Origin of the sequence: Halobacterium sp. MBLA0001 (genome assembly GCF_049705385.1) — an archaeon.
Lineage (GTDB): Archaea > Halobacteriota > Halobacteria > Halobacteriales > Halobacteriaceae > Halobacterium > Halobacterium salinarum.
Window position 1 is genome coordinate 487,978 of record NZ_JBNAMQ010000007.1, and the last position, 23,091, is coordinate 511,068.

The 23,091-nt window shown below is 69.0% G+C and carries 22 protein-coding genes; 11 read left to right on the forward strand and 11 right to left on the reverse strand.

Going from position 1 to position 23,091, the window contains the following annotated elements; all coding sequences use genetic code 11:
• Complete coding sequence (locus tag ACOZ32_RS03705) at positions 1 to 678, reverse strand: class I SAM-dependent methyltransferase (RefSeq protein ID WP_136361659.1); 678 nt, start codon at positions 676 to 678, stop codon at positions 1 to 3.
• A gap of 74 nt (positions 679 to 752) precedes the next feature.
• On the opposite strand from ACOZ32_RS03705, the gene ACOZ32_RS03710 reads away from it, so the two are divergent.
• Together ACOZ32_RS03710 and ACOZ32_RS03715 are read left to right on the forward strand one after the other, a co-directional pair.
• A complete protein-coding gene (locus tag ACOZ32_RS03710) occupies positions 753 to 1,184 on the forward strand; it encodes a DUF2391 family protein (protein ID WP_010903792.1) in 432 nt (143 codons plus the stop codon).
• Positions 1,185 to 1,263: 79 nt separating this feature from the next.
• Positions 1,264 to 1,842: a DUF7090 family protein gene (locus ACOZ32_RS03715; RefSeq protein ID WP_136361661.1), complete on the forward strand. Its 579-nt coding sequence runs from the start codon at positions 1,264 to 1,266 to the stop codon at positions 1,840 to 1,842.
• A 7-nt stretch (positions 1,843 to 1,849) separates the two neighbouring features.
• On the opposite strand, the gene ACOZ32_RS03720 is transcribed toward ACOZ32_RS03715, so the two are convergent.
• The 5 genes from ACOZ32_RS03720 to ACOZ32_RS03740 form a co-directional block, all read right to left on the reverse strand.
• Positions 1,850 to 2,635 carry a DUF7089 family protein gene (locus tag ACOZ32_RS03720; protein ID WP_235157080.1) on the reverse strand — a complete coding sequence of 262 codons (786 nt, stop codon included), beginning with the start codon at positions 2,633 to 2,635 and terminating at the stop codon, positions 1,850 to 1,852.
• A gap of 131 nt (positions 2,636 to 2,766) precedes the next feature.
• A complete protein-coding gene (locus ACOZ32_RS03725; RefSeq protein WP_136361662.1) occupies positions 2,767 to 4,308 on the reverse strand; it encodes an MATE family efflux transporter in 1,542 nt (513 codons plus the stop codon).
• 147 nt (positions 4,309 to 4,455) lie between these two features.
• Positions 4,456 to 5,124, reverse strand: coding sequence for a Zn-ribbon domain-containing protein (locus ACOZ32_RS03730; protein ID WP_010903797.1), 669 nt, complete (start codon positions 5,122 to 5,124; stop codon positions 4,456 to 4,458).
• Positions 5,124 to 5,522: a DUF2073 domain-containing protein gene (locus ACOZ32_RS03735; protein ID WP_012289500.1), complete on the reverse strand. Its 399-nt coding sequence runs from the start codon at positions 5,520 to 5,522 to the stop codon at positions 5,124 to 5,126. Before ACOZ32_RS03735 ends, ACOZ32_RS03730 begins: the two co-directional genes overlap by 1 nt.
• Positions 5,523 to 5,528: 6 nt before the next feature.
• The gene (locus ACOZ32_RS03740; RefSeq protein WP_012289501.1) at positions 5,529 to 6,173 is read right to left on the reverse strand and encodes an Era-like GTP-binding protein; all 645 of its coding nucleotides are present in this window, start codon (positions 6,171 to 6,173) and stop codon (positions 5,529 to 5,531) included.
• Between the two features lie 810 nt (positions 6,174 to 6,983).
• Between ACOZ32_RS03740 and orc7 the strand changes: the two genes are divergently transcribed.
• Positions 6,984 to 8,540: a DNA replication protein Orc7 gene (orc7, locus tag ACOZ32_RS03745; RefSeq protein ID WP_235157074.1), complete on the forward strand. Its 1,557-nt coding sequence runs from the start codon at positions 6,984 to 6,986 to the stop codon at positions 8,538 to 8,540.
• Between the two features lie 6 nt (positions 8,541 to 8,546).
• On the opposite strand, the gene ACOZ32_RS03750 is transcribed toward orc7, so the two are convergent.
• Both ACOZ32_RS03750 and ACOZ32_RS03755 read right to left on the reverse strand, forming a co-directional pair.
• Positions 8,547 to 8,825, reverse strand: coding sequence for a hypothetical protein (locus tag ACOZ32_RS03750; RefSeq protein WP_010903801.1), 279 nt, complete (start codon positions 8,823 to 8,825; stop codon positions 8,547 to 8,549).
• Between the two features lie 14 nt (positions 8,826 to 8,839).
• Complete coding sequence (locus ACOZ32_RS03755; protein ID WP_010903802.1) at positions 8,840 to 9,358, reverse strand: DoxX family protein; 519 nt, start codon at positions 9,356 to 9,358, stop codon at positions 8,840 to 8,842.
• 158 nt (positions 9,359 to 9,516) lie between these two features.
• On the opposite strand from ACOZ32_RS03755, the gene ACOZ32_RS03760 reads away from it, so the two are divergent.
• Positions 9,517 to 9,891, forward strand: coding sequence for a helix-turn-helix domain-containing protein (locus ACOZ32_RS03760; RefSeq protein WP_424334949.1), 375 nt, complete (start codon positions 9,517 to 9,519; stop codon positions 9,889 to 9,891).
• Positions 9,888 to 10,160 carry a DUF7521 family protein gene (locus tag ACOZ32_RS03765; RefSeq protein ID WP_010903804.1) on the forward strand — a complete coding sequence of 91 codons (273 nt, stop codon included), beginning with the start codon at positions 9,888 to 9,890 and terminating at the stop codon, positions 10,158 to 10,160. The genes ACOZ32_RS03760 and ACOZ32_RS03765 overlap by 4 nt, the downstream gene beginning before the upstream one ends.
• A gap of 4 nt (positions 10,161 to 10,164) precedes the next feature.
• Here ACOZ32_RS03765 and ACOZ32_RS03770 read toward each other — a convergent pair whose 3' ends face one another.
• Positions 10,165 to 10,884: a S26 family signal peptidase gene (locus ACOZ32_RS03770; RefSeq protein WP_235157072.1), complete on the reverse strand. Its 720-nt coding sequence runs from the start codon at positions 10,882 to 10,884 to the stop codon at positions 10,165 to 10,167.
• A gap of 111 nt (positions 10,885 to 10,995) precedes the next feature.
• On the opposite strand from ACOZ32_RS03770, the gene ACOZ32_RS03775 reads away from it, so the two are divergent.
• Positions 10,996 to 12,522, forward strand: a complete 1,527-nt coding sequence (locus ACOZ32_RS03775) for a DNA-directed DNA polymerase II small subunit (protein ID WP_235157071.1) — start codon at positions 10,996 to 10,998, stop codon at positions 12,520 to 12,522.
• A 61-nt stretch (positions 12,523 to 12,583) separates the two neighbouring features.
• Entirely contained in the window at positions 12,584 to 13,759 is a 1,176-nt protein-coding gene (locus tag ACOZ32_RS03780) for a pyridoxal-phosphate-dependent aminotransferase family protein (protein ID WP_235157070.1), read from the forward strand.
• A 9-nt stretch (positions 13,760 to 13,768) separates the two neighbouring features.
• Here ACOZ32_RS03780 and ACOZ32_RS03785 read toward each other — a convergent pair whose 3' ends face one another.
• Positions 13,769 to 14,932 (reverse strand): MFS transporter, encoded by a 1,164-nt coding sequence (locus ACOZ32_RS03785; protein ID WP_424334950.1) that lies wholly within the window; start codon positions 14,930 to 14,932, stop codon positions 13,769 to 13,771.
• Positions 14,933 to 15,102: 170 nt separating this feature from the next.
• On the opposite strand from ACOZ32_RS03785, the gene metX reads away from it, so the two are divergent.
• The 3 genes from metX (at position 15,103) to ACOZ32_RS03800 (ending at position 20,699) form a co-directional block, all read left to right on the forward strand.
• Positions 15,103 to 16,227, forward strand: a complete 1,125-nt coding sequence (metX, locus tag ACOZ32_RS03790; protein ID WP_424334951.1) for a homoserine O-acetyltransferase MetX — start codon at positions 15,103 to 15,105, stop codon at positions 16,225 to 16,227.
• A 69-nt stretch (positions 16,228 to 16,296) separates the two neighbouring features.
• Complete coding sequence (locus ACOZ32_RS03795) at positions 16,297 to 17,592, forward strand: O-acetylhomoserine aminocarboxypropyltransferase/cysteine synthase family protein (protein ID WP_205251251.1); 1,296 nt, start codon at positions 16,297 to 16,299, stop codon at positions 17,590 to 17,592.
• Positions 17,593 to 17,660: 68 nt separating this feature from the next.
• Positions 17,661 to 20,699 (forward strand): FAD-binding and (Fe-S)-binding domain-containing protein, encoded by a 3,039-nt coding sequence (locus tag ACOZ32_RS03800; RefSeq protein ID WP_424334952.1) that lies wholly within the window; start codon positions 17,661 to 17,663, stop codon positions 20,697 to 20,699.
• A 9-nt stretch (positions 20,700 to 20,708) separates the two neighbouring features.
• On the opposite strand, the gene serB is transcribed toward ACOZ32_RS03800, so the two are convergent.
• On the reverse strand, positions 20,709 to 21,344 hold the full coding sequence (gene serB / locus ACOZ32_RS03805) for a phosphoserine phosphatase SerB (protein ID WP_244288998.1): 636 nt from the start codon (positions 21,342 to 21,344) through the stop codon (positions 20,709 to 20,711).
• A 156-nt stretch (positions 21,345 to 21,500) separates the two neighbouring features.
• On the opposite strand from serB, the gene serA reads away from it, so the two are divergent.
• Entirely contained in the window at positions 21,501 to 23,084 is a 1,584-nt protein-coding gene (gene serA, locus ACOZ32_RS03810) for a phosphoglycerate dehydrogenase (RefSeq protein WP_285271454.1), read from the forward strand.
• Positions 23,085 to 23,091: the final 7 nt, after the last annotated feature.

Sequence of the window (23,091 nt, forward strand, 5' to 3'; positions counted from 1 at the left end):
TCAGGGAGCCACGCCAACTGTCAACAGCGTGCCGAACGTGCGGTAGCGCTCGACCATGTCCGCGCGGCTGTCGAAGCCCTCGTGGGGGAACTCGCTGGCGGCGGGGATGTCGATCTCCGTGTCCGCGATCAGGTCCTGCGCGGCGACGTGTAGGCCCGCCCCCCGGAACGCCTCGCGGTACGTGGCGCGATCCCAGCGGGTCATCTCGACGCTGATGGAGTCCTGCCAGTCGTGGCTGTGGACGTTCTCCTCGTAGTAGTTCACGCCGCAGTAGAACGTCCCGCCGGGGTTCAGGACGCGCCGGATCTCCGCGAGGGTCTCGCGGGGGTCGCTGGCGTAGTAGAACGCTTCGAAGCTGAACACGTGGTCGATGGCGTCGTCGGCGAACGGCAGGCTCCCGAAGTCACCGACGACGTACGCGAGGTCGTCGTCGTCGGTGTACGTGCGGGCGTTGGCCGCCATCTCGGGGGCACCGTCGAGGCCGTACCCACGGGCGACGCCGCGCTCGCGGAGCGCGCGCACCGCGTACCCGCTGCCGGTCCCGAGATCGAGGACGGTGTCGTCGTCCTCGACGGGCATCCGCGCGAGCACGTCCTTGGCGGTGTGCCAATGGCGGTCCTCCATGCCCTTGTCGCGGCCCGAGGCGGCCCACTCGTCGAACTCCTCGCGAACACTCATAGGAGTGGCATGCACGCCGACCGGCAAAACGCCACCGGACGGCATTTGGCCGGTGGCCGCGAACGCACCACGAGATGAGTGGAAACCGGTACGCGTACGCGGACACCGTCCAGCAGGTCGTCGGCGGGGTCCTGCTGGCGGGGCCGTTTGTCGTCACCGAGGAGGTGTGGCTGCTTGCCAGCCGGATGCAGTGGTATCACAGCATCATCGTCGTGGGGGTCGTGGCGGCCATCGGGTACAGCGCGCTGTACACCGCCGACGACGGCCGCGACCCCGACCGGGAGGCCGACGTGGTCGGCGTTCCCGTGCGGTTCGTCTCCCTGATGGTGGTGTCGTTCGGGTCCGTGCTCGCGCTGTCGGTGGTGCTCACCGCACCCACGACGTTCGCCGCGGAACTCGGCGTCGGGTCCAGCGTGGCCGTGGTCGGCGTGTTGGCTGCCAAGGCGGCGTCGGTCAGCGCGCTGTTCAGCGTCGTGGGCGCGGCCACCGCGGACAGCCTGCTGTGAGCCGCCAGCGGTGGGGCGGGTCGCCGGCCATGCGGTGTGCACCCGTATGATTAAGATGACGGGTGCGCTTCGCCACGGTATGGACTACGAGCTCGCCATCGAGGGCACCCCGGACGCAGTGCCGGGCGGCACGGTCGCATTGCTCATTCATCCGTCCACCGGTGCGACCGACCGCATGGACACCGACTTCCTGAAAGCCGACACCGATCACTTCCTCGTGGTGTCGACGCGCACCACTGCCCGCGAGGTCACACAGAAACTGGAATACTACGACGTCGACGAGGACCGCGCGGAGATCCTGGACACGCTGTCCGTCGAACACGGCTACTCGCGGCGAGCCGCCTCCCACATCCGGTACGTCTCCCGGCCCGGGGACGTCGACGGGATCCTGGCGTCCATCGACGAGTTCCTCACCGACACCGACGGCAAGCGTCGGGTGAGCTTCGACTCGCTGACCGAGCTCGCGTACTACGCCGACGAACACCAGGCTCTCGATGCGTTGCAGCGGCTGCGTGGGATCGTGGAGCGCCACGACGCCACCGCCCTGGTGCACGTGTCCGCGGAGGTCCACGACGAGGACGCGCTGAGCCGGTTCCGCGACGCCAGCGATCTCGTCGTCGAACTCGACGCCGACGGCACCGTGAGAACGGACCGCTGACAGCCGCCTACGCGTCGGTGTCGGCCGCGAACAGCTTTTCGGCCCACGTGACGGCGTACTCGCTGCCGTGGCGTCGGAACGCCGGCGAGTCGAGCGCCGCGAACGGGGTGGGCACGTCGACATCGTGTTTGACGGCGCTGCACGCCAGTTCGGCGGCGTCGGCGAACGACGTGGTGCCGCGAGCGAGCTCGCCGGACAGCCCGTCGAGCCGCGGCCGAATGCGCTCGCCGGCGTCCACCCAGGCGTCGTACAGGCGGGGGAAGTCGGCGTCCCAGGTCTCGAACTCGGGGCGCGTGTGCAGCCCGCGGAACGCGGTTGCGGCGGCGGCGGCGGTCTGGTAGACCGCCACCGGGTCGCCGTCGACGGCCGCGGCGAACGCCGGATACGCCGAGCCGAAGAGCCCGAGGAACCGCTCGGGCAGTCCGAGACCGGCCGCGACCAGCGCCTCCGCGACGAGGAAGTCGGCGAACTCGCTGGGGGTGCCTTCGATGCGGGCTTTCACGAACACCACCGGCGGCTCTGTCTGGGTCGTCCACGCGACGGCACCGTCGCCGGGCATTCCAACGACGAACTCCCGGGTGGCCAGCTGCGTCAGCAACGCCGGGCTGTCGGCGGGCAGCCAGTCGGTGTCGTACTCGTGTGGCGTGAGATCGTCGATCACCGGGAGCACGTCGTCGCGGTGCTCGGGGGACAGCGTCTCGAAGTCCGCGTCACAGTCGAGGACGACGGCGTCCGGGGCGTAGGCGTCCCGGACGGCCGCGAGCTCGCCGTCGAGGGCGCGCTCGGTGAACATTACGCCACGTTCACCAGCACGAGCAGGGAGAGAACGGCGGCGATAGCGACGGTCGACACGACGACTTTCGTTGGCGTGCTCATGGAGTGACGTTCGGCGTCCATTCCTTAAATCCGTGGCGTTCGTGGGTGTCAGTCGGCGGCCGCGGTGGGGGTGCCGTACGCCCGCCAGGCGCCCGACCGGAAGCGCACGAAGTTGACCGCGGCGCGCGTGTACATGTCGCCGACGATCGCCAGGAAGATCGCGGCGAACCCCCAGCCGAGCCCGGGGGCCACGGTGAAACCGGGGATGGTGAGCACGCCCAACGCGATCGTCGGCGTGGTGACGGGGCCGACGGAGAGCGAGTGCACGGTGGCGTCGATCACCCACGGGCCGGCGGAGACGACCTGGCCGGGGTCGAGCGCCAGGAACGCCAGCGGGAGGCGGACGATGTACGTCCCGATCAGTCCGCCGTACAGCGGCCAACGGGTGTCGCCGGCCCCGCGGAGCGCGCCGCGGAGCGTGCGCGCCACGGAGAACCCGGCGACGCTGAGCCCGAAGATGCGGATGAACGTCACGGTCAGGGAGAACCGATCGGGGGTGAACGCGGACGCGATGGGGCCCGCAGCCACGAACAGCAGCGCGCCGATGATGAGTTGGGTGGCCAGCGCGACGCGCAGCGTCTGCCAGCCGTAGGCGGCCGCCTCATCGGGGTCGCCGGCGCCGAGTTGCTGGCCGACGAGCGTCGATGACGCCGTCGAATACCCCCACGCGGGCATCAACGCCAACAGCATCACGCGGCGGCCGATGGCGTAGGCGGCGACCACCTGGTGGCTGAACAGCCCGAGGACGAACAGGAACGGGAACCGGCCGAACGTCCGGGAGAGCCGGGTGCCCGCCAGCGGGAGGGAGACGCGAACGATCTCGCTGGCGACGCCCCAGTCCCACTGCTTGCCGCTGAACGAGAGGGTGACATCCCAGCGCCCGGAGAGCAGGACGGCGAAGAACACGATGCCGGCGACGGCGTTGGCGATCGCGGTTCCCCAGGCGGCGCCGACGACGCCCAGCTCGGGGAACACCCAGATCCCGAAGATGAGCACCGCGTTCAACGCGATGTTCGTGGGGAGGGTGATGAGCCGGACGTACATCGGCGTCCGGGTGTCGCCGGCACCGGCGAGCGCCCGCGACGCCGTCATCCCCCAGAACCGGAACACGACGGTCAGCATCACCACGCGGAGGTACGCCGCACCCAACTCGATGATCTCGGGGTTGCTGTTGAGCAACCCGATCATCGAGTCGGCGTACACCCAGGTGCCGGCGGTGATGGGCAACGACACCAGCAACGCCAGCCACAGCGACTGCTTGATCGCGAAGTTGGCGCCGGCGTGGTCGTCAGCACCTTTGAACCGGGAGACGACACTGATCGTGCCGGACGTGAGCGCGAGCGCGAGCCCGAACGGAATGAAGTAATACTGGAAGCCGATTTCGAGGGCGGCGACCGCGGTCGAGCCGGTGGCGATACTCACCATGAAGAAGTCGGCGGTCCGCAGCAGCGTCCGGAGGCCGCCGGTTACCATCGCGGGGACAGCCAGATCGAAGGCCTCCTCGCCCCTGCGACGGTCGACGAGACCGAGACGCGCCAGGAACGCTGGGAACAGCGCCAGCAGTGCCTGCGCGCGGTTGCGAAGAGACATGTGTGTAGGCTGGCGGGCTACAGGGCAAAACAACTTCTGCACTCGGCAGCACTGCGGCGTGAAAACTACGGCGTGCGACCGTGAAACAGTCGCATACTACCGTTTCACGGTGTGGTCTGTCGGGCAGGACGCGGGTGGGACTGCGGGCTATTCGACGTCGGTCGGATCGGCTGCTTCCCAGGCGTCCGGAACCTCGATGACGTACTGGCCGTCCTCCTGGAGCGCGATGATGTACTCCTGGCGGTCGTACAGCTCCATGAGGTTGAGCTCGTACTGGCCGGGGGCGACGATGCGGATGGACTCGAACTGGTCGTTGAGTTCCTCGCGGAGGTCTTCCAGGTCGGGCTCCGCCTCGTCGGTGTCGGGCTCCTCGACGACGCGGCCGTCCGTGGGTTGATCTGGAAGCGTGGACACGTCGACGACCTCGCTGCGGGCGGTTGCTTGCGCGCCGTCCTCGTCGTCGGGTGTTGCGGCGCGAACACCGGGGTCGGCGTCGGGCGCGCCCGCGCCCGGACTGTCGGCTGCCGGGTCGGACTGCGTGTCGCCCTCGTCGTCGGGTGTCGGATCGTCGGCGGGTGTGTCTGCCTCGGCGACGGCGTCACGGACGCGGTCGGCGGCGCGGCCGACAGCGCCCGAGACCGTGCTGGAGTCGGCGTCCGAGCCGTCGGATGGCGTGGGGTCACCGCTGGGACTGTCCGCAGGGATCTCGCTGGGATGGTACTGGAACTTGTTGCCGCCACAGTCCGGACACCCCGACAGCATCTCCTTGGAGCCGTCCGCGAAGACGTGCCCGCAGTTCGTGCATTGGTGGGGCATTACTGGCGGGAGATGAGCGCGCTGATCAGCGTCTCATCCTTGTGGAGGGATTGGATCTGGTTCGCCGGCCCGATGACGGTCAGTTTCGACGTCTCCTGGGCACCCATGAGTCGCCCGAGGAGGGTGGTGTTCGAGGTTTCGGACTGGGGGAAGCTCTCGATCTCGATGCCGGAGAACCCGTCGGGGTTGATCTCGCTCATCGTGACTTCGATGAGCTTCGACTCCTCGTCGGGGGTCAGTCCGGACTCCAGGACGACGATGTCACCCTCCCGGACGCTGTCGAGGATGAGTCGGATCTTCTCCATGGAGGTCTTGCCGTTCATCCGCTCGGTGCTGATGAGGTCGACCTGAACGCCGTCCTGTGGTCCGTCGCCGCTGCTGCTGGTTGTTTCTGGCATGTGCGGTCACCCGAAGTACGCCGCGATCTTGTCGTAGACCTCGTCCATGTTCTCGCCCTCCAACGCCGACAGCGGGATCGTCTCGTGTTGGGGGAAGGCGTTGGACACGCGTTGGATGTTGGCGTCGTCCAGGTCGGTTTTGTTCGCGAGGATGAGCACGGGCAGATCTCGGCTCTCGATGATGCCGATGAGCATCGTGTTCACCTGCGTGAACGGGTCGTTGGTGGCGTCGAGCACGTAGATGACGCCGTCGACGTCCTCCCGCAGCCAGTGCATCGCCTCGGCGACGCCTTCGGTGGCCTCCCGAGAGCGCCGGACGGCCTCGTCTTTCTCCATGTCGTGGTCGAGGAACTGCGAGTAGTCGACTTTCGTCGTCACGCCGGGCGTGTCGACGATGTCGATGGTGACCGTCTTGCCGTTGCGCTCGATTTCGACGTTTTCCTTGCGGCGGGCGCGCCGCGTCTCGTGGGGAATGTGGCTCTCCGGACCGACGGCGTCACCCGTCCAGTCGCGGGCGATGCGGTTTGCAAGCGTTGTTTTCCCCGCGTTGGGCGGTCCATAAATCCCGATTCGTTTCGGCTCCGAGTCGTCGGCGAACAGACTCGCCGTGACCCGAGAGACGCTGTCGCGTAAGTCTGCGAACAGTCCCATCCTTGCTCTCCATTCGCACCCCATGCCTTGTATGTTTGACGCAGGACGTGTCTGGATGCGTATAAAACCCCAGTGAGAGGGCGTGAAATCCGTCAGACAGGGGTCTGACCGTGGTCAGATCGAACCCCGGCTCCGGGATCGACGCCGAGACGAGAGTGCACCCCGTCAGCCACGATGTAGCCACATCCACGACAGGCGATATCAACACACGGGGACATCCACAACCCCCCACCCCTTCGTTTCGGGTGGAACTCCAGAACAGGGACGGCCCCGACCCACCCGCCAGCCAAGATCAGCGCCCAAACGCAACTAGAACTAGACAACTACCGTATTCTGCTCCTAGTTTTTGCTAGTTTGCGGTTGTTGTTCTGATTGTAGGGACTTAGTAGTACCGCTACTCTAGAAGGGGGGTGGGGACCCCCCACCCCACAGAAGACTCTCGTTCCACTCGAAACGAAGGGGTGGGGGGTTGGCAGCCACGTTTGACCTCAACCTCTGTTTCAGGTGGAACGGCGATTCATCGTCTTTCTCCGCGGGTCGCCCCGGCTGGTTCCGGACCGCATCCCTCCCCCCTCTAACCGGCGGGACATCGGATGGCGGGCGTCCTGGTATCGGGTTGCTGTGATCGTGCCTGCCCGGAAGCGTCCCCGCTATCGTAACTTATTAGTCCGACTCGGACCCACTGTTTCATCTGCATCAACTGGAACGCTGTCGGAGCGGGGACGCTATACCGCCCGCTGATGGCCTTGCTGGCCGTTCTCTCTTCCCGACTGCGTATTCCACCCGAAACAAGGGGGTGTGCGTGAATACATGACAGACGATCGGTCGACGGACGAACGGCGAACCGCGGACCGCGACTTCGAAGTCGACCTCGACGACGTCCTCGACGACGAGGACGACGACGAGGGACTCTTCGATGACCTGCTCAGCGGCGAGCCCATCTTCGAGAACAAAGAGGTCCTGCGGCCGTCGTACACGCCCCACGAACTCCCACACCGAAACGACCAGATCAACAACATGGCGACCATCCTGGTCGCGGCGCTCCGCGGTGAGACGCCGTCGAACATCCTCATCTACGGGAAGACGGGCACCGGAAAGACGGCCAGCGCGAAGTTCGTGAGCCAGGAGTTGGAGAAGACCTCCAAGAAGTACGACGTTCCCTGTGAGGTCGAATACATCAACTGTGAAGTCACGGACACCCAGTACCGGGTGCTCGCACAGCTCGCCAACACGTTCATCGATCAAAACCGGGCGTTCGTCGACGCCCGCATCGCCGACCTCTCGGACCTCCGGGCACAGGCCGACGACGACCCCACCGCACTCGAAATAGGGGGGTCGCCGGGCGACGATCGTACAGGCGACGAATCGAGTGAGGGCTCCGATGTTTCGGACAGCTTTTCGGATCTTCGGGAGCGCTTCGACTCCGTCGCGGAGATCGACGACCGAATCGACTCCCTGGAAGCCGACAAGGCCGAGATGGAACAGGTCCCCATGACAGGGTGGCCCACCGACCGCGTGTACGCGACGTTCTTCGACGCCGTCGACTACGTCGAGCGCGTCGCGGTCATCATGCTGGACGAGATCGACAAGCTCGTCGAGAAATCCGGCGACGATACGCTGTACAACCTCTCCCGCATGAACTCCGAGTTGGACAACTCCCGGGTGTCGATCATCGGCATCAGCAACGACCTGAAGTTCACCGACTTCCTCGACCCCCGTGTCAAGTCCAGCCTCGGCGAGGAGGAGATCGTGTTCCCGCCGTACGACGCCAACCAGCTGCGGGACATCCTCCAGCACCGGTCGGACGTCGCGTTCAAAGCCGACGCGCTCTCGGACGACGTCCTCCCGTTGTGTGCGGCGTTCGCCGCTCAGGAGCACGGCGACGCCCGTCGCGCCCTTGACCTGCTGCGGACCGCCGGCGAGCTCGCGGAGCGCGACCAGGCCGAAAACGTCACCGAGGACCACGTGCGCCGCGCCCAAGACAAGATCGAGCTCGACCGCGTCGTGGAGGTCGTCCGAACGCTGCCGACACAGAGCAAGCTCGTGCTCTACGCCATTCTCCTGTTGGAGGACAACGGCGTGCACAACGTCAACACGGGTGAGGTGTACAACATCTACAAGACGCTGTGCGACGAGCTCGACGCCGACGTGCTCACGCAGCGCCGGGTCACCGACCTCATCAGCGAACTCGACATGCTCGGCATCGTCAACGCCGTCGTCGTCTCGAAGGGCCGGTACGGCCGCACCAAAGAGATCTCGCTGTCGGTTCCGGTCGAGGAGACGGAGGCGGTCCTCGAAGCGGATTCGCGGCTCAGCGACATCGAAGACATCACGCCGTTCGTGCAGGCGCGCTTCGAGAACAATTAGTGGATCCTAGTCGCCGGCGGTCGCCCGTTCGCTGTGCTGTGACTGCCCCCGCACCGGGGTTGCGAGTTTGTACACTGCGTACACGAACAACACGAGCAGCGCCGCCAACACCAGCGCTGCCCGTACGTTCGGGGCGACCGCGGCCGCCGTCAGCACCTCGCCACTTTCCGTCGTCGGTACGTACGGCGGGCCCGCCAGGAACTCCACGAGGCCGCCGCCCACGACGCCGAGCACCATCAGTCCGCCGCTGAGTCCCATCACCGCCTTGTCGAGTGTGTCAGTCATGTCGTGTCACCGTGTTATCCGAGGAGGTATTTGAGCCGCGGTGCCCCCTGAACGAGGTCCGTGCGCTCGACGATGCTGTCCAGGCCGTAGTAGCGGCCGGCGCCGAACACGATGATCGTGGTGAACAACAGCAAGCCCATGAAGTCACTGTTGACCACCCCGTGTGCGTATTCGGCGTTCCCGATCCAGAACATGGTCATGAACATCACACCGCCGAACGACGCGAACCGCGTCAGGAGCCCGACGATGAGCGCCAGCCCGATCAGTGTCTCGAAGATCACGACCATCGGGCCGATGATGCCGGGGTAGCCTGCCAGCGTCGTACCGACGGGTGCCAGCACCGTTCCCGCCATCCCCTGCAAGTAGCCCGACGGATCGAACGTCAAGCCGCCTTCGAGCAGCTTCGTGAAGCCCGCGTGGAAGAACCACCAGCCAGTCAGCACGCGCACGACCGCGATCCAGTACGCCGGCCAGGTGCCGGCGGCTCCGTAGCCAGCGCCGGACTCCGTCCCCGCTCGTGTGTTGTATCCCATCGCGTTCACCTCGTGTCATCATCCACAGTCACATTACTTAAATGACAGACGTGGTTCCTGGCTCCTGGCGTCGGTTCTCAGCGCATGGGAAGCACCGGCCGGTCACAGCGGAATATGAAACGAGTTATACGCCGGGGTTCCCGAATGCCAGCATATCCATGCGCGCTCCCTTCGATTCGGACGACACTCCGGATCTCCAGGATGTCCTGGATGCGCTGGATGACGCGGGCTGTCGAGACATCATCGAAGCGCTCGACGAACCGCGCACCGCCAAGGAGATCTCCGACCGAAGCGGCGTCCCGATGTCCACGACCTACCGGAAGCTGGATCTGCTGACTGACGCGGCGCTGCTCGAGGGGCGCGCGGTCTTACAGGACGACGGCCACCACACCACCGAATACGTGGTCGCCTTCGAGGACGTTGTTATCACCCTCGACGACGACCGCACGCTCGGTGTCGGCATCCACCGCCCGCCGACGTCGACCGACGAACGGCTCGAGACGCTGTGGACAGAGGTGAGCAAAGAAACATGATACACTACGAAGTCGTGGTCGCGCTGAAGACACTCACGCTGGCGCTCGGCGGTGCCGTCACGTATTTCGCCGCGAAGGCGTGGCGGCGCACGAGCTCGCCGGCGCTCCGGTCGTTGACGATCGGGTTCGGGTTCGTGACGCTCGGCTCGCTGCTGGCGGGGGGGATCGACGTGCTGTTGAACCTGCAAAGCAATTTCGCCGTGTTGACCGAGAGCGCGCTCACCGCGATCGGGTTCGCGGTGATCGTCTACTCGCTGTACGCCGAGTAGCCGGCTACGCCTGGCCCAGCGCGCGCTCGCCGCCGAGCGCCGCGCCGCCGGGGCGCGCCACGGTGGCCTCCCCGGAGATCACCAGCCGCACCCAGCCCGCGAACGGCACCCGGTACTCCGCGGTTCCCCGCACCCAGCCGGGCTTGACCGGCTCCGACAGCCCGGCCGACTGGTCGTAGTAGTTGTTCGATCTGTTGTTGTCGCCTTTCGTGATGAAGCCGGCGTGGGGTGCCGGACAGTTCCGCAGCTCGCTGCAGCTGTCCGCGGCGACGATCGACTCGTCCGCGCGGTCGTACCAGTTCTCCTCGTTGTCGACCCAGAACCGTGCGCGGTGAATGATCGGGACTGCCCTGCTGTTGCCGTCCGGTTCGTAGACGATCACGTCGCCGGTCCCCCCGATCTTCTCGTAGCCGTGAGCGGTCGCAGTCCTGTGCGGGACAACGCCCGTCCCGCCGGACGCGTACTCCGGGCTGAGGCGGTGTTCCTCCGTGACGAACACCAGATCTCCCTTCTGGAGGTTCGGCTGCATGCTGCCGGATTCGACCGCCACTAGTGGCGGCCACACACCGCTCACGGAGAACAACAACAGCCCGACCATCGACACCACGAGCAGACTCGAGAGGGCTTCCCGGACGAACAGCACGTCCGCCCGATCAGTCGACCAGAACCACCGGACTGCGGCCCGGGGGCCGTCGGTCGGATCGGGGACATCGTCGCCGGTCATTGCATACCGGTTCGGCCGTACCGCGTTTCAACGTTGCCCTCCCGTCGGTTCCGGTACCGGCCCGCGGTCATCTCGCCATGCTTATCTCCTCGTCGCGCCTTCGAGTCCGGTGTGCCATTGGAGCCATCGGTGCGCGTGGTCCGCGAGTTGACGAGCCGCGGATACAACGCCGACCGGGAGGCGGTGACGCTGCTCGCGGGCGCTGACGACCCGGGTGCAGCAGTCGAGCGCGCGGTCGCCGCCGCCGCAGCGGACGCGGCGACGCTCACCGTCAGCGACGTTCGAGCGGTGCTCGATGCCCACACCGCTTCGAGTGCCGCGCAGACGTCCGCGCCGGCATCGACGCCTCCCGACGAGGCGACGACACACACCGATCCGTCGGCCACGGACACGCGCCCCAACCACGACGGCGGGCGCGCGGCCACCGCGGACGCGCGCAGCGTCGAGATCGACGGCGACATGACGGGCGCGTCCACGGGAACCGGCGAGTACCAGGACTTCGTGTCGGTGTTCCGCGACCGGTACGACCGCCTCGCCGCACAGCTTCGGGGTCGCGTCAACCACCGGCCGACCAGCGCGCTCGCCTCGATGCCCGGGGGCAGTGACGCCGCCATCGTCGGCATGGTCAACGACATCCGGTCGACCACCAGCGGCCATTGGCGCGTCGAGTTGGAGGACACCAACGGCGTCTTCCCGGTGCTCGTGTTGAAAGACCGCGACGTCTCGGATCTCGTCGACGACCTCCTGTTGGACGAGGTGATCGCCGTGTCGGGCACGCTGGCCGACGACGGCACCATCCTCTTCGCCGACGACATCTACTTCCCGGAGGTTCCCCGCACGTACTCGCCGAGCACCGCCGACCGCAGCGTGCAGGCCGCGCTCATCTCCGACGTGCACGTCGGCAGCCAGGAGTTCGCCGCCGACGCCTGGCGGTCGTTCGCCGACTGGCTGCACACGCCCGCCGCCGAGTCCGTGGAGTACCTGCTCATCGCCGGCGACATGGTTGAGGGCGTCGGCGTCTACCCGGGCCAAGACGAGGAACTCGACATCGTCGACATCTACGACCAGTACGAGACGTTCGCCGAACACCTCAAAGACGTGCCCGGGGACATGGAGATCGTGATGATTCCGGGCAACCACGACGCCGTCCGGCTCGCCGAACCGCAGCCGGCGTTCGACGAGGAGCTGCGGTCGATCATGCGCGCCCACGACGCCCGCATCACCAGCAACCCGTCGACGGTCACCATCGACGGCGTCTCGGTGCTGTTGTACCACGGGGTGTCCCTGGACGAGGTGATCGCCGAACACCCCAGCGACGACGTCACCTACGACGACCCCCAGAACGCGATGGAGCTCCTCCTGAAAAAGCGCCACGTCGCCCCGCCGTTCGGCGGCCGCACCCGGCTCGCGCCCGAGGCCGAGGACCACCTCGCCATCGACACCGTTCCGGACGTGTTCCACACCGGCCACGTCCACAAGCTCGGCGTCGGCATCCACCACAACGTCCGGCTGGTCAACTCCGGGTGCTGGCAACACCAGACGGCGTTCCAGGAGTCGGTGAACATCTCGCCGGACGTCGCCACCGCCCCCATCCTGGATCTGGACACCCTCGACATCACGGTGCACAAGTTCTCGTAGCCACGGCGGCGAGCCTTGCACCACCCGCCGTGTTTATGCCCGCGCGCGCCGACGCTCCCGTATGCGAGAGGACTTCCTGCTGTTGAATCCCGGCCCCGTTCCGGTCGCCCGCGAGGTACGCGAGGCGATGAGCGCGCCGATGGTGTCCCACCGATCGGCGGCCTTCGAGGCGGTCTACGAGCGCGCCCAGGAGCACGTCGAGTACGTCTTCGAGGAGTCGACGCCGTCCGGGGACACGACGTCTGCCGGCGGGACGGCGCTGTTGTTGAACGGCACCGCGACCATGGGCATGGAGGCCGCGGTCGGAAACCTCGTCGGGGACGGCGGCGAGGTGGTGGCCGTGGTGAACGGGAAGTTCGGGCGGCGGTTCGCGCGCGTCGCCGAGCGGTACGCCGATGTCACGCGGGTGACCGCCGACTGGGGCGCGCCCGTGGACCTCGACGCCGTCGCCGACGCGGTCACCACCGAGACGGACGTGGTGACGATGGTGCACAACGAGACCAGCACCGGGCTGTTGAACCCCGTCGACGCGGTCGGCGATATCGCCGCCGACGCGGGCGCACGCTACGTCGTCGACGGCGTCACGAGCATCGGCGGCGACGAGTTCCGGATCGACGACTGGGGCGTGGACATCGCGGTGACCGACGCCCAGAAGGCGTTGGCCGCACCGCCCGGGTTGAGCGCGGTGTACGTCACCGACGACGTGGTGCCGGCGTTGGACGGCGAGGCCGCGCCGTTCTACGAGGACATCGAGTGGCATCTGCGGAAAGCGGAGTCGAACCAGACGCCGTTCACGAGCGCCGTTCCCCTGTTCCGTGGGCTCGCGGCGGCCGCCGCGCGCATCCGCGAGGAGGGAATGGCCGACCGCATCGCCCGCCACCGCCGGCAGGCGGCGGCGTTCCGGGACGGGTTCCACGAGATGGGGTTGGCGTCGTTCCCGGAGTTGAACGACGCCGCGGCGTACTCGAACACGCTCACCGCCATCCGGCTGCCGGCGGGCGCGCGCGGCGCGGACGCCGCCGCGTTCATGGACGCCGTGACAGCGCGTGGCGTCTCGATCAGCGGCGGGCAGGGCCATCTCGGCGGCGAAATCTTCCGCGTGTCGAACATGGGCCAACTCACGGCCCAACAGGTGGTTCGGGGCGTGCGCACTGTCGGTGACGCACTCGACGAGGTCGGGGTTGACGTGGCCGTTCACGACGGCGTGGCCGCCGCACGGGCAACGCTCGAACAGTAGGCGCGCTCGCTACTCGCTTCGGCGGTCCCGCAGCGCCAGCAACGCGGGCAACGCGACGGCCGCAAGCACGAGTTCAGCGCCGCCCGCGATCGCGAACGCGTCCTGGAAGCCGCGGCGGTCGGCGATCCAGCCGCCACCCACGATGCCCGCCAAAAACCCCAGTGAGCCGGCGATGTTGAACCCCGCCATGTGGACGCCGCGCTCGGTGTCGGGCGCGATGTCGGTGACCAGCGCCATCGTGGCGGGTGCCATCAGCGCCCCCAGCACGCCGACCGTGACCATGCCGGCTTGTGCGACCCGCAGCCCGGGCGCGACCCCCACGCCGGCGACCGCGACGCCGTACAGCGCGGACCCGGCGGCGATGGGGATGGTGCGTCCGATGCGATCCGAGAGGCGGCCGAAGGGGTACTGCAGCAGGGCGAACGGCGCGAAAAACAGCGCGAGCGTGAGCCCGGTTGCGCCGGCGTCGAGCCCGAACCTGGACTGGAAGTACAGCGTCCCGACAAGCGCGAAGAACCCGGCGGTGAACCGGTCGATGAAGCCGAACGCGTACGGCACCAGGACCGCCGGCGTGTCACGCACCGCGAGCACGGCCGCGGACAGCTGCGACTGGGTGGTGGTGGGGGCGTTGTCCGGGAGCCGGACGGTGACGGCGGCGGCGACGGCGAGGGCGACGCTCCCGACGACCAGTGGGGCGCGCGGCGCGAGTTCGGTGAGCTGGCCGCCGATGGGCGCGCCCAGTGCGGTGCCCAGCCCGATGGCGATGCCGGCCGCCCCCATGTCCGCCCCGTGGTCGGCCGAGAGGTCCATGAGCATCGTCATCGCCAGCGAGAACGCGCCGATCGTGGCCGCGCCCTGTGCGACGCGCAACGCGAGCGCGCCGCCGAGCCCGAGGGGGGCCACAGCGAGCACGGCGTAGCCGAGGCTGCCGGCGGCGGCACCCGCGGCGATGAACGGGGTGCGGCGGCCGGCGCGGTCGCTTGCGGCCCCCCAGACGCCGGCGAACGCGACGAACGCGCCGAACTCGGCGGCGAGAAACCACCGGCTCGCGGTCTCCGGGGCGGCTGCGCCGTAGGCTTCGACGAGGTCGGTCGCGCCCGGATAGACGAGCACCTGTGCGAACAGCACTGCGAACACGACCGAGGCTAAGGCGGCGCGCTCCCGGGTGGCCATTCGGCGAGGGTTGGGATCGAAGCATCAAGAGCGCGGCGGCTGTGGCGGAACCCGCCCCGGCGGCCGCCTCTCGTGTGGCCCGCGGCGCGATGGCGGCGGCCCTTGCCGTGATTGCTGTGCATAATACGGTGGCGAAAAATTACTATCAAGTATGTACCGACGGGGGACCGATGCCGACCACTGAGCTCGACGGGTTCACCTTTGCCTGCGGTGACACCGTCGACAGCCTCACCGTCGCCTACCGCACGTACGGCGACTACACCGGCTCGAACGCGGTGCTGGTCTGTCACGCGCTCACCGGCAGCCAGCACGTCCGCGGGCGCGCCGACGGCGACGATCGAGGCTGGTGGCCGGACATCGTCGGCCCCGGATGCCCCATCGACACCACCGAGTACTTCGTCGTCTGCGCGAACGTGCCCGGCTCCTGCCACGGGACCGACGGTCCGCCGGCCGACGGCCCCGGCGGCGACCCCTGGGGCACCGCCTTCCCCCCCGTCACTGTCCCGGACTGGACACGCTGCCAGCGCCGCCTCCTCGACACCCTCGGCGTCGACCGCCTGCACGCCGTCGTCGGCGGGAGCGTCGGCGGCATGAACGCCCTCGACTGGGCGCGGCGCTACCCCGACGACGTACACCTGATCGCCGCCGTCGCCACCGCACCACGCCTCGACGCCCAATGCCTCGGCTTGAACGCCATCGCACGCCGCGCCATCCGCGGCGACCCGAACTGGAACGACGGCGACTACTACGGCGGCGCACACCCCGACCGGGGACTGGCGCTCGCCAGACAGCTCGGCCACGTGATGTACCTCTCGAAGGCGTCGATGGCCGACAAGTTCGGCCGCCGGACCGCCACCACCGACACCGCCCTCCCCGCCGACCCCGCGGCCGAGTTCTTCGCCACCCGGGACGTCGAATCCTACCTCGACTACCAGGCCGACACGTTCGTGGCCCGCTTCGACGCCAACAGCTACCTCTACCTGCTGCGCGCCATGGACGCCTACGACCTCGCGGCAGGGCGGCCCTCCGTCGCCGACGCGCTGGCGGCCTTCGACGGCGACGCGCTCGTGCTGTCGTTCACCGGGGACTGGCATTTCACCGCCGCACAGAGCGCGACCGTCGCCGACGCCTTCCGGGCGGGCGGCGCCGCCGGCGTCGCCCACCACGTCGTCGACTCCGACTACGGCCACGACGCGTTCCTCGTCGACTCCGCGGCCGTCGGCCCGCCGCTGGCGGACTTCCTCGCCGCCGGCACCGACGGGGCGGCGGTCACTGACGCCACCGGCGGTGTGTGACACTCCCGAAGCCCGGCAGCACCTGCAGGTGTCGGCGCGGTTTATACCACTGCTGCCGTACCCCCAGTCATGGGCCACGACCACGGACTCCACACCAACAGTGTACACGCCGGCCAGCGCGTCGACCCGGCCACGGGCGCTCGCGCGCCGCCGCTCTACCAGACCACGTCGTACGCCTTCGAGGACAGCGCCGACGCCGCCGGCCAGTTCGCCCTTGAGCGGGACGGCTACATCTACTCGCGGCTGATGAACCCCACCGTGGAGACCCTCCAGGACCGCCTCGCCGCCCTCGAAGGCGGCGTCGGCGCGGTCGCCACCGCGTCCGGAATGGCCGCCCTGGATCTCGCGACGTTCCTGCTGGCACGCGCCGGCGACTCCGTCGTCGCCGCCAGCGACCTCTACGGCGGCACCGTGACGTACCTCACGCACAGCGCCCAGCGCCGTGGCGTCGACACGACGTTCGTGGACGTCCTCGACTACGACGCCTACGCCGACGCCATCGACGCCGACACCGCCTACGTGCTCGTCGAAACCGTCGGCAACCCCAGCCTGATCACGCCCGACCTCGAACGCATCGCCGACATCGCCCACGACAACGGCGTTCCCCTGCTGGTGGACAACACGTTCGCGACCCCCGCGCTGGCAACCCCGATCGACCACGGTGCCGACATCGTCTGGCACTCCACCACCAAATGGATCCACGGTGCCGGCACCACCGTCGGCGGCGCGCTCGTCGACGCCGGCAGCTTCGACTGGGACGCCCACGCCGCCGACTACCCCGAGATCGCCCAGGAAAACCCCGCCTACCACGGCGTGACCTTCACCGATCGCTTCGGGGACGCCGCGTTCACGTACGCCGCCATCGCCCGCGGGCTGCGCGATCTGGGCAACCAGCAGTCGCCGTTCGACGCCTGGCAAACCCTCCAGAAGCTCGAAACGCTCCCGTTGCGCATGCAACAACACTGCCGGAACGCCCAGCTCGTCGCCGAACACCTCCGGGACCACCCCAACGTGTCGTGGGTCAACTACCCCGGACTGGCCGACCACGACACCCACGACAACGCGACCACCTACCTCGATTCGGGCTACGGAGGCATGCTCACGTTCGGCGTCGAGGACGGCTACGACGCCGCCCAAGCGGTCACGGAGGAGACCACGCTTGCCAGCCTGCTGGCGAACGTCGGCGACGCCAAAACGCTCGTGATCCATCCCGCCTCCACCACCCACCAGCAGCTCACCCCCGAAGCCCAGCGCGCCGGCGGTGTGCGCCCCGAGATGGTGCGGGTGTCGGTCGGCATCGAGGACCCCGCCGACATCGTCGCGGACCTCGAAACCGCCATCGAGGCCGCGGTCGGGTCGGCGTAGCGCCGCCCCGCCACGCCGCCGTGGACTGACCACCACCGCATAACACGCCACACCTCCTATGGTCGACGATGGCAACGCGCGACCTCCGCTCCGATGACCCGTCAACCGACCCCGACGCCGATTACGACTACACCAGCGACAGCGTCGAGCGCCCCGGGCTCGTCGACGACCTCCGCGAGCGCGTCGACGGCGACGTGCGCTTCGACAGCTACACGCGCCAGCTGTACGCCACCGACGCCAGCATCTACGAGGCGCTCCCGGTCGGCGTCGTGTTCCCCACGTCCACCGACGACGTCGCCGCCGTGGTCTCGTACTGCGCCGACCGCGGGATCCCCGTGCTCCCCCGCGGCGGCGGCACCAGTCTCGCCGGCCAGGCGGTCAACGAGGCCGTCGTCCTGGATTTCAAACACGCGATGAACGGCTTCGTCGGGTTCGACCCCGAGGCCGAGACCGCGCGCGCCCAGCCCGGGATCACGCTCGCGGCCCTCAACGACGAACTCGCCGCCCACGGTCTGAAGTACGCCCCCGATCCCGCGTGGGGGGACAAGAGCGTGCTCGGCGGGGCCATCGGCAACAACTCCACGGGCGCACACTCCCTGCAGTACGAGAAAGCCGACGGCTACCTCGAATCCGCCGAGGTCGTGCTCGCGGACGGCACGGTGACCACGCTGGGCTGGGTGGACACCGACGACCTCGACGCGCTCGCGGACCCCGACGGCGACCTCGAAGCCCGCATCTACGCCGACCTCCGGCGGCTCCTCGACGAGGAAGCCGACCGGATCCGCGAGCGCTTCCCGGACCTCAAGCGCAACGTCTCGGGGTACAACTACGACCGCCTGCTGGCGGACGCCGAGGCCCACGGCGCGGTGAACGCCGCCCGCCTGCTCGCCGGCAGCGAGGGCACCCTGGGCATCATCACCGAGGCGGAAGTCTCCCTGGAGCCGGTCCCCGCGGAGACCGCGGTGGCGATGCTCACGTACGACGACGTGCGCGACGCCATGCAGGACGTGGCCCCCGTTCTCGATCACGACCCGTCCGCCGTTGAGGTGATGGACGACGTGTTCCTCGATCTCGCGCGGGACACCGACGAGTTCGCCGACGTCGTCGGGCTGCTGCCCGACGGCACGGATTCGACGCTGCTGGTGGAGTTCTACGCCGACAGCCCGGCCGAGGCCCGCCGCCGCGTGGCCGACCTGCTGGCCGACCGGCTGCCCAGCGCCACGCCGGCCGCCGACCCACCCGAGGCTACCACCACCGACGCCCCCGTGCACGCGGTGGACGCACTGGAGGCCTACGACGACGACCGCCAGGCCCACTTCTGGAAGATGCGCAAGGCCGGCCTCCCCATCCTGTTGTCCCGCACCAGCGACGAGAAACATTACCCCTACATCGAGGACACCGCCATCCCCGCCGACCACCTGCCGGCGTTCGTCGCGGACTTCCAAGCCATCCTGGACGACCTCGACACGGTCGCGTCCTACTACGCCCACGCCGGTCCCGGCGTCCTGCACGTCCGCCCGCTCGTGACCCTCGCCGACGAGGCGGGCGTCGCGAAGATGGCCGAAATCGCCGACCGCGTCACCGACCTCGTCGTGGAGTACGGCGGCGCAGTGTCCGGGGAGCACGGCGACGGACGCGCGCGCAGCCAGTGGAACCGCAAGTTCTACGGCGAGGACCTGTGGGCGTCGTTCCGCCGCACCAAGGCGGCCTTCGACCCCGACTGGATCCTCAACCCCGGGCCGGTCTGTGGGGACGCCGCCGGCGAGATCGACATGACCGACCACCTGCGTGTCGCCCCCGACGACGAGTTCGACGCCGGGTTCGATCCCGCACTGAACTGGGACACCGAGAACGGATTCCGGGGCATGACCGAGCTCTGTCACGGCTGTGCCGGGTGCACCGGCCACCAGGACACCACCGGCGGCGTGATGTGTCCGACCTACCGCGCCGCCAACGAGGAGACACTCAGCACGCGCGGGCGTGCGAACATGCTGCGCTCGGCGATGAACGGCCACCTCCCCGCCGACCCCCTCGACGACGAGTTCCTGACGGAGGTGCTGGATCTCTGTGTGGGCTGCAAGGGCTGCAAACTCGACTGCCCCAGCGGCGTGGACATGGCGAAACTCAAAACCGAGGTGAAACACGCCAGCCACCAGGCCGACGGCGTCGGCGTCCTCGACCGGCTGTTCGGCCACACTGAGGCGCTGTTCCACCTGGGGTCGGCGCTCGCGCCCGTCTCGAACTGGGCCACGGCGCTGCCGGGTGCCGGCGCGCTCGCCGAGAAAACCCTGGGCATCGCCGCCGAGCGCGACCTCCCGACGTTCCGGCGGGAGAGCCTCCGGGCGTGGTTCGACGCGCGCGGCGGCAGCCGGGTGCCCGAGGCAGCCGCCGAGCACACGGTCCTGCTCGCGCCCGACCCGTACACCAACTACAGCACGGTCGCCGTCGGGAAAGCCGCGGTGCGCGTGCTGGAGGCCGCGGGCGTCCACGTCGCGCTCCCCGACGGCGTCGGCACCAGCGGGCGGCCGGCGTACTCGCGGGGGTTGATCGACCGCACCCGCCGGATCGCGCGCGAGAACGTCGCGGCGCTCGCGCCGAAGGTCGCGGACGGCTGGGACGTGGTGTACGTCGAACCCTCCGACGCGGTGATGGTCCAAGACGACTACCACGACCTCCTGTCCAGCGCCCCCGCGGCGTCCGTCGCCGCCAACACGTACGGGGTCTGCGAGTACCTCGACCGTCACGGGCTCGACGCGGCCGCCGGCTTCGACGCCGACGGCGAATCGCTGGCCTACCACGGCCACTGCCACCAGAAAGCCCAGCAGCGCGACCACCACGCCGTCGGCGTCCTTCGGCGCGCGGGCTACGAGGTCGACCCGCTGGATTCGACGTGCTGTGGGATGGCCGGCAGCTTCGGCTACGAGGCCGAGCATTACTCGATGAGCCAGGCCATCGCCGACATCCTCGCCGATCAGGTCGCCGACAGCGACGCCGACACCGTGACTGCGCCGGGGTCGTCGTGTCGCAGCCAGCTCAGCGAGCGCGACGACGTCGACACCGACGGTGCCCCGCCACATCCCGTCCAGAAGCTCGCCGACGCGCTGTGAGCGCGGCGCTCACGCGATGCCGTGGTCGTCGAGCACGCGCCCGAGCGCGTCCATCGACGAGACGGTGTGATCGCAGTGGGCGTCGACCCCCGGCTTCGGGTCGACCCCGATCGCGGTGCCCGCGGCGTCCAGCATCGGCACGTCGTTTGCGCCGTCACCCACGGCCACCGCGGCCGCGGGCGTGGTCCCAGCCGCCTCGCAGGCGTCCCGGAGCGCGTCGTCTTTCGTGCCCTCGACCAGGGGGCCCTCGACCGCGCCGGTGAGCTCGCCGTCGGCGGCCACGAGGCGATTCCCGACCACGCTGTCGGCGGCCACGCCGGCGGCGTCGAACGCCGCGGCCACGCCCGGCTTGAAGCCGCCGGTCAACACCACGACCCGAACACCCCCATCGCGGAGCTTCGCCACCAGATCGCCCGCGCCGTCACGCAGGCGGACGCCGTCGTAGACAGCGGCGGCCGCCGACTCGGGCAGCCCCGCGACCAACTGGGCGCGCTCCCGGAGGCTGTCGGCGTACGACAGCTCCCCGCGCATCGCGCGCTCGGTGATGGCAGCCACCTCGTCGCCGACGCCCGCGCGCGCCGCGATCCGGTCGAGCATCTCCGACTCGGCCAGCGTGCCGTCGAAGTCGAACGCCACCAGTGTCATGCCCGGAGTTGCCCTGCGGCCAGCATAAACACCCCACATCCGGCAGTATTTCAGCGCCGACCAACACAGCATCGTGCATCACTCTCGGGTGCGGGCTCCGGTAGCGCCCCACACACATGCGGAAACGCTTATCGGCGCGCGCGCTGACCCACTCACATGCGAGTTCTCGTCACCGACCCCATCGCGGACGCCGGCCTCGACCGGCTCCGGGACGCCGGCCACGAGGTCACAACCGCCTACGACGCCACGGGCGACGCGCTCTTAGACGCCGTGAGCGACGCCCACGCGCTGATCGTGCGATCCGGCACCGCTGTCACCGACGCCGTCTTCGAGGCCGCCCCCGACCTCGTCATCGTCGCCCGTGCCGGCATCGGCGTCGACAACATCGACATCGACGCCGCCACCGACCACGGCGTCATGGTCGCCAACGCCCCCGCGGGGAACGTCCGCGCCGCCGCCGAGCACACCGTCGCGCTGGCGTTCGCGGCCGCGCGCTCGATCCCGCAGGCCCACGCCCGCCTCGACGCCGGGTCGTGGGCGAAAGACGACTACCTCGGCACCGAACTCTCCGGCAAGACGCTCGGCGTCGTCGGCCTCGGACGCGTCGGCCAGGAGGTCGCCACGCGCCTCGACAGCCTCGGCATGGACCTGGTCGCCTACGACCCCTACATCGGCGAGGACCGGGCGGCACAGCTCGGCGCGGAGCTGGTCGACATCGAGACCTGCGTCGCGCGCGCGGATTTCCTCACGATCCACGTCCCACTCACCGACGAGACCGACGGCCTCATCGGTGAGGCCGAGCTCGCCCGGATGGACGGCGGCTACGTCATCAACGTCGCCCGCGGCGGCGTCGTCGACGAGGACGCGCTGGCCGACGCCGCCCAGGACGGCGTCATCGCGGGGGCCGCCCTCGACGTGTTCCGCACGGAGCCGCTCCCGCCGGCGTCCCCGCTCCACGACGCCGACAGCATCATCACCACGCCACACCTGGGCGCGTCCACGAAGGCCGCCCAGGAGAACGTCGCCACCGACACCGCCGACCAGGTCGTCGCCGCGCTCGCCGGCGACCCGGTGGTGAACGCGCTGAACGCGCCCAGCGCCGAGCGGTCGGCGTTCGACCGCATCCGCCCGTTCGTCGACCTCGCGGAGACCGCCGGCACCGTCGCCGCGGCGCTGTTCGACCCCCGCATCGAGCGCGTCGACGTCACGTACCAGGGCGAGGTCGCCGACGAGGACGTCGCGCTCGTCACGGCGGCCGCCCAACAGGGCGCGTTCGCCGGCCTGGAGTGGCAGGTCAACGCGGTCAACGCCCCCCGGGTGGCCGAGGAGCGCGGCATCGCCGTGACGGAGACGAAAAACCACCGCAGCGAGGCCTACCAGAGCCTGGTCTCGGTCACGGTGGGCAACGGCGACGCGGAACTCACCGTCTCGGGCACGCTGTTCGCCGGCGACGACCCCCGGCTCGTGGAGATCGACGGGTTCCGCGTCGAGGCCGCCCCGAACGGCCACATGCTCGTCGCGCGCAACCACGACACGCCCGGCGTCATCGGGTTCATCGGCGGCGTCCTGGGCACCGCCGAGGTGAACATCGCGGGCATGTTCAACGCCCGCGAAGCCCGCGGCGGGGAGGCGCTCACCGTCTACAACCTCGACGCCGACGTGCCCGCGCGCGCCCTCGACGAACTCGCCGGCGACGACCGCATCGTCGACGTCACCAGCATCGAACTGAACGGCGAGTAGCCCACTC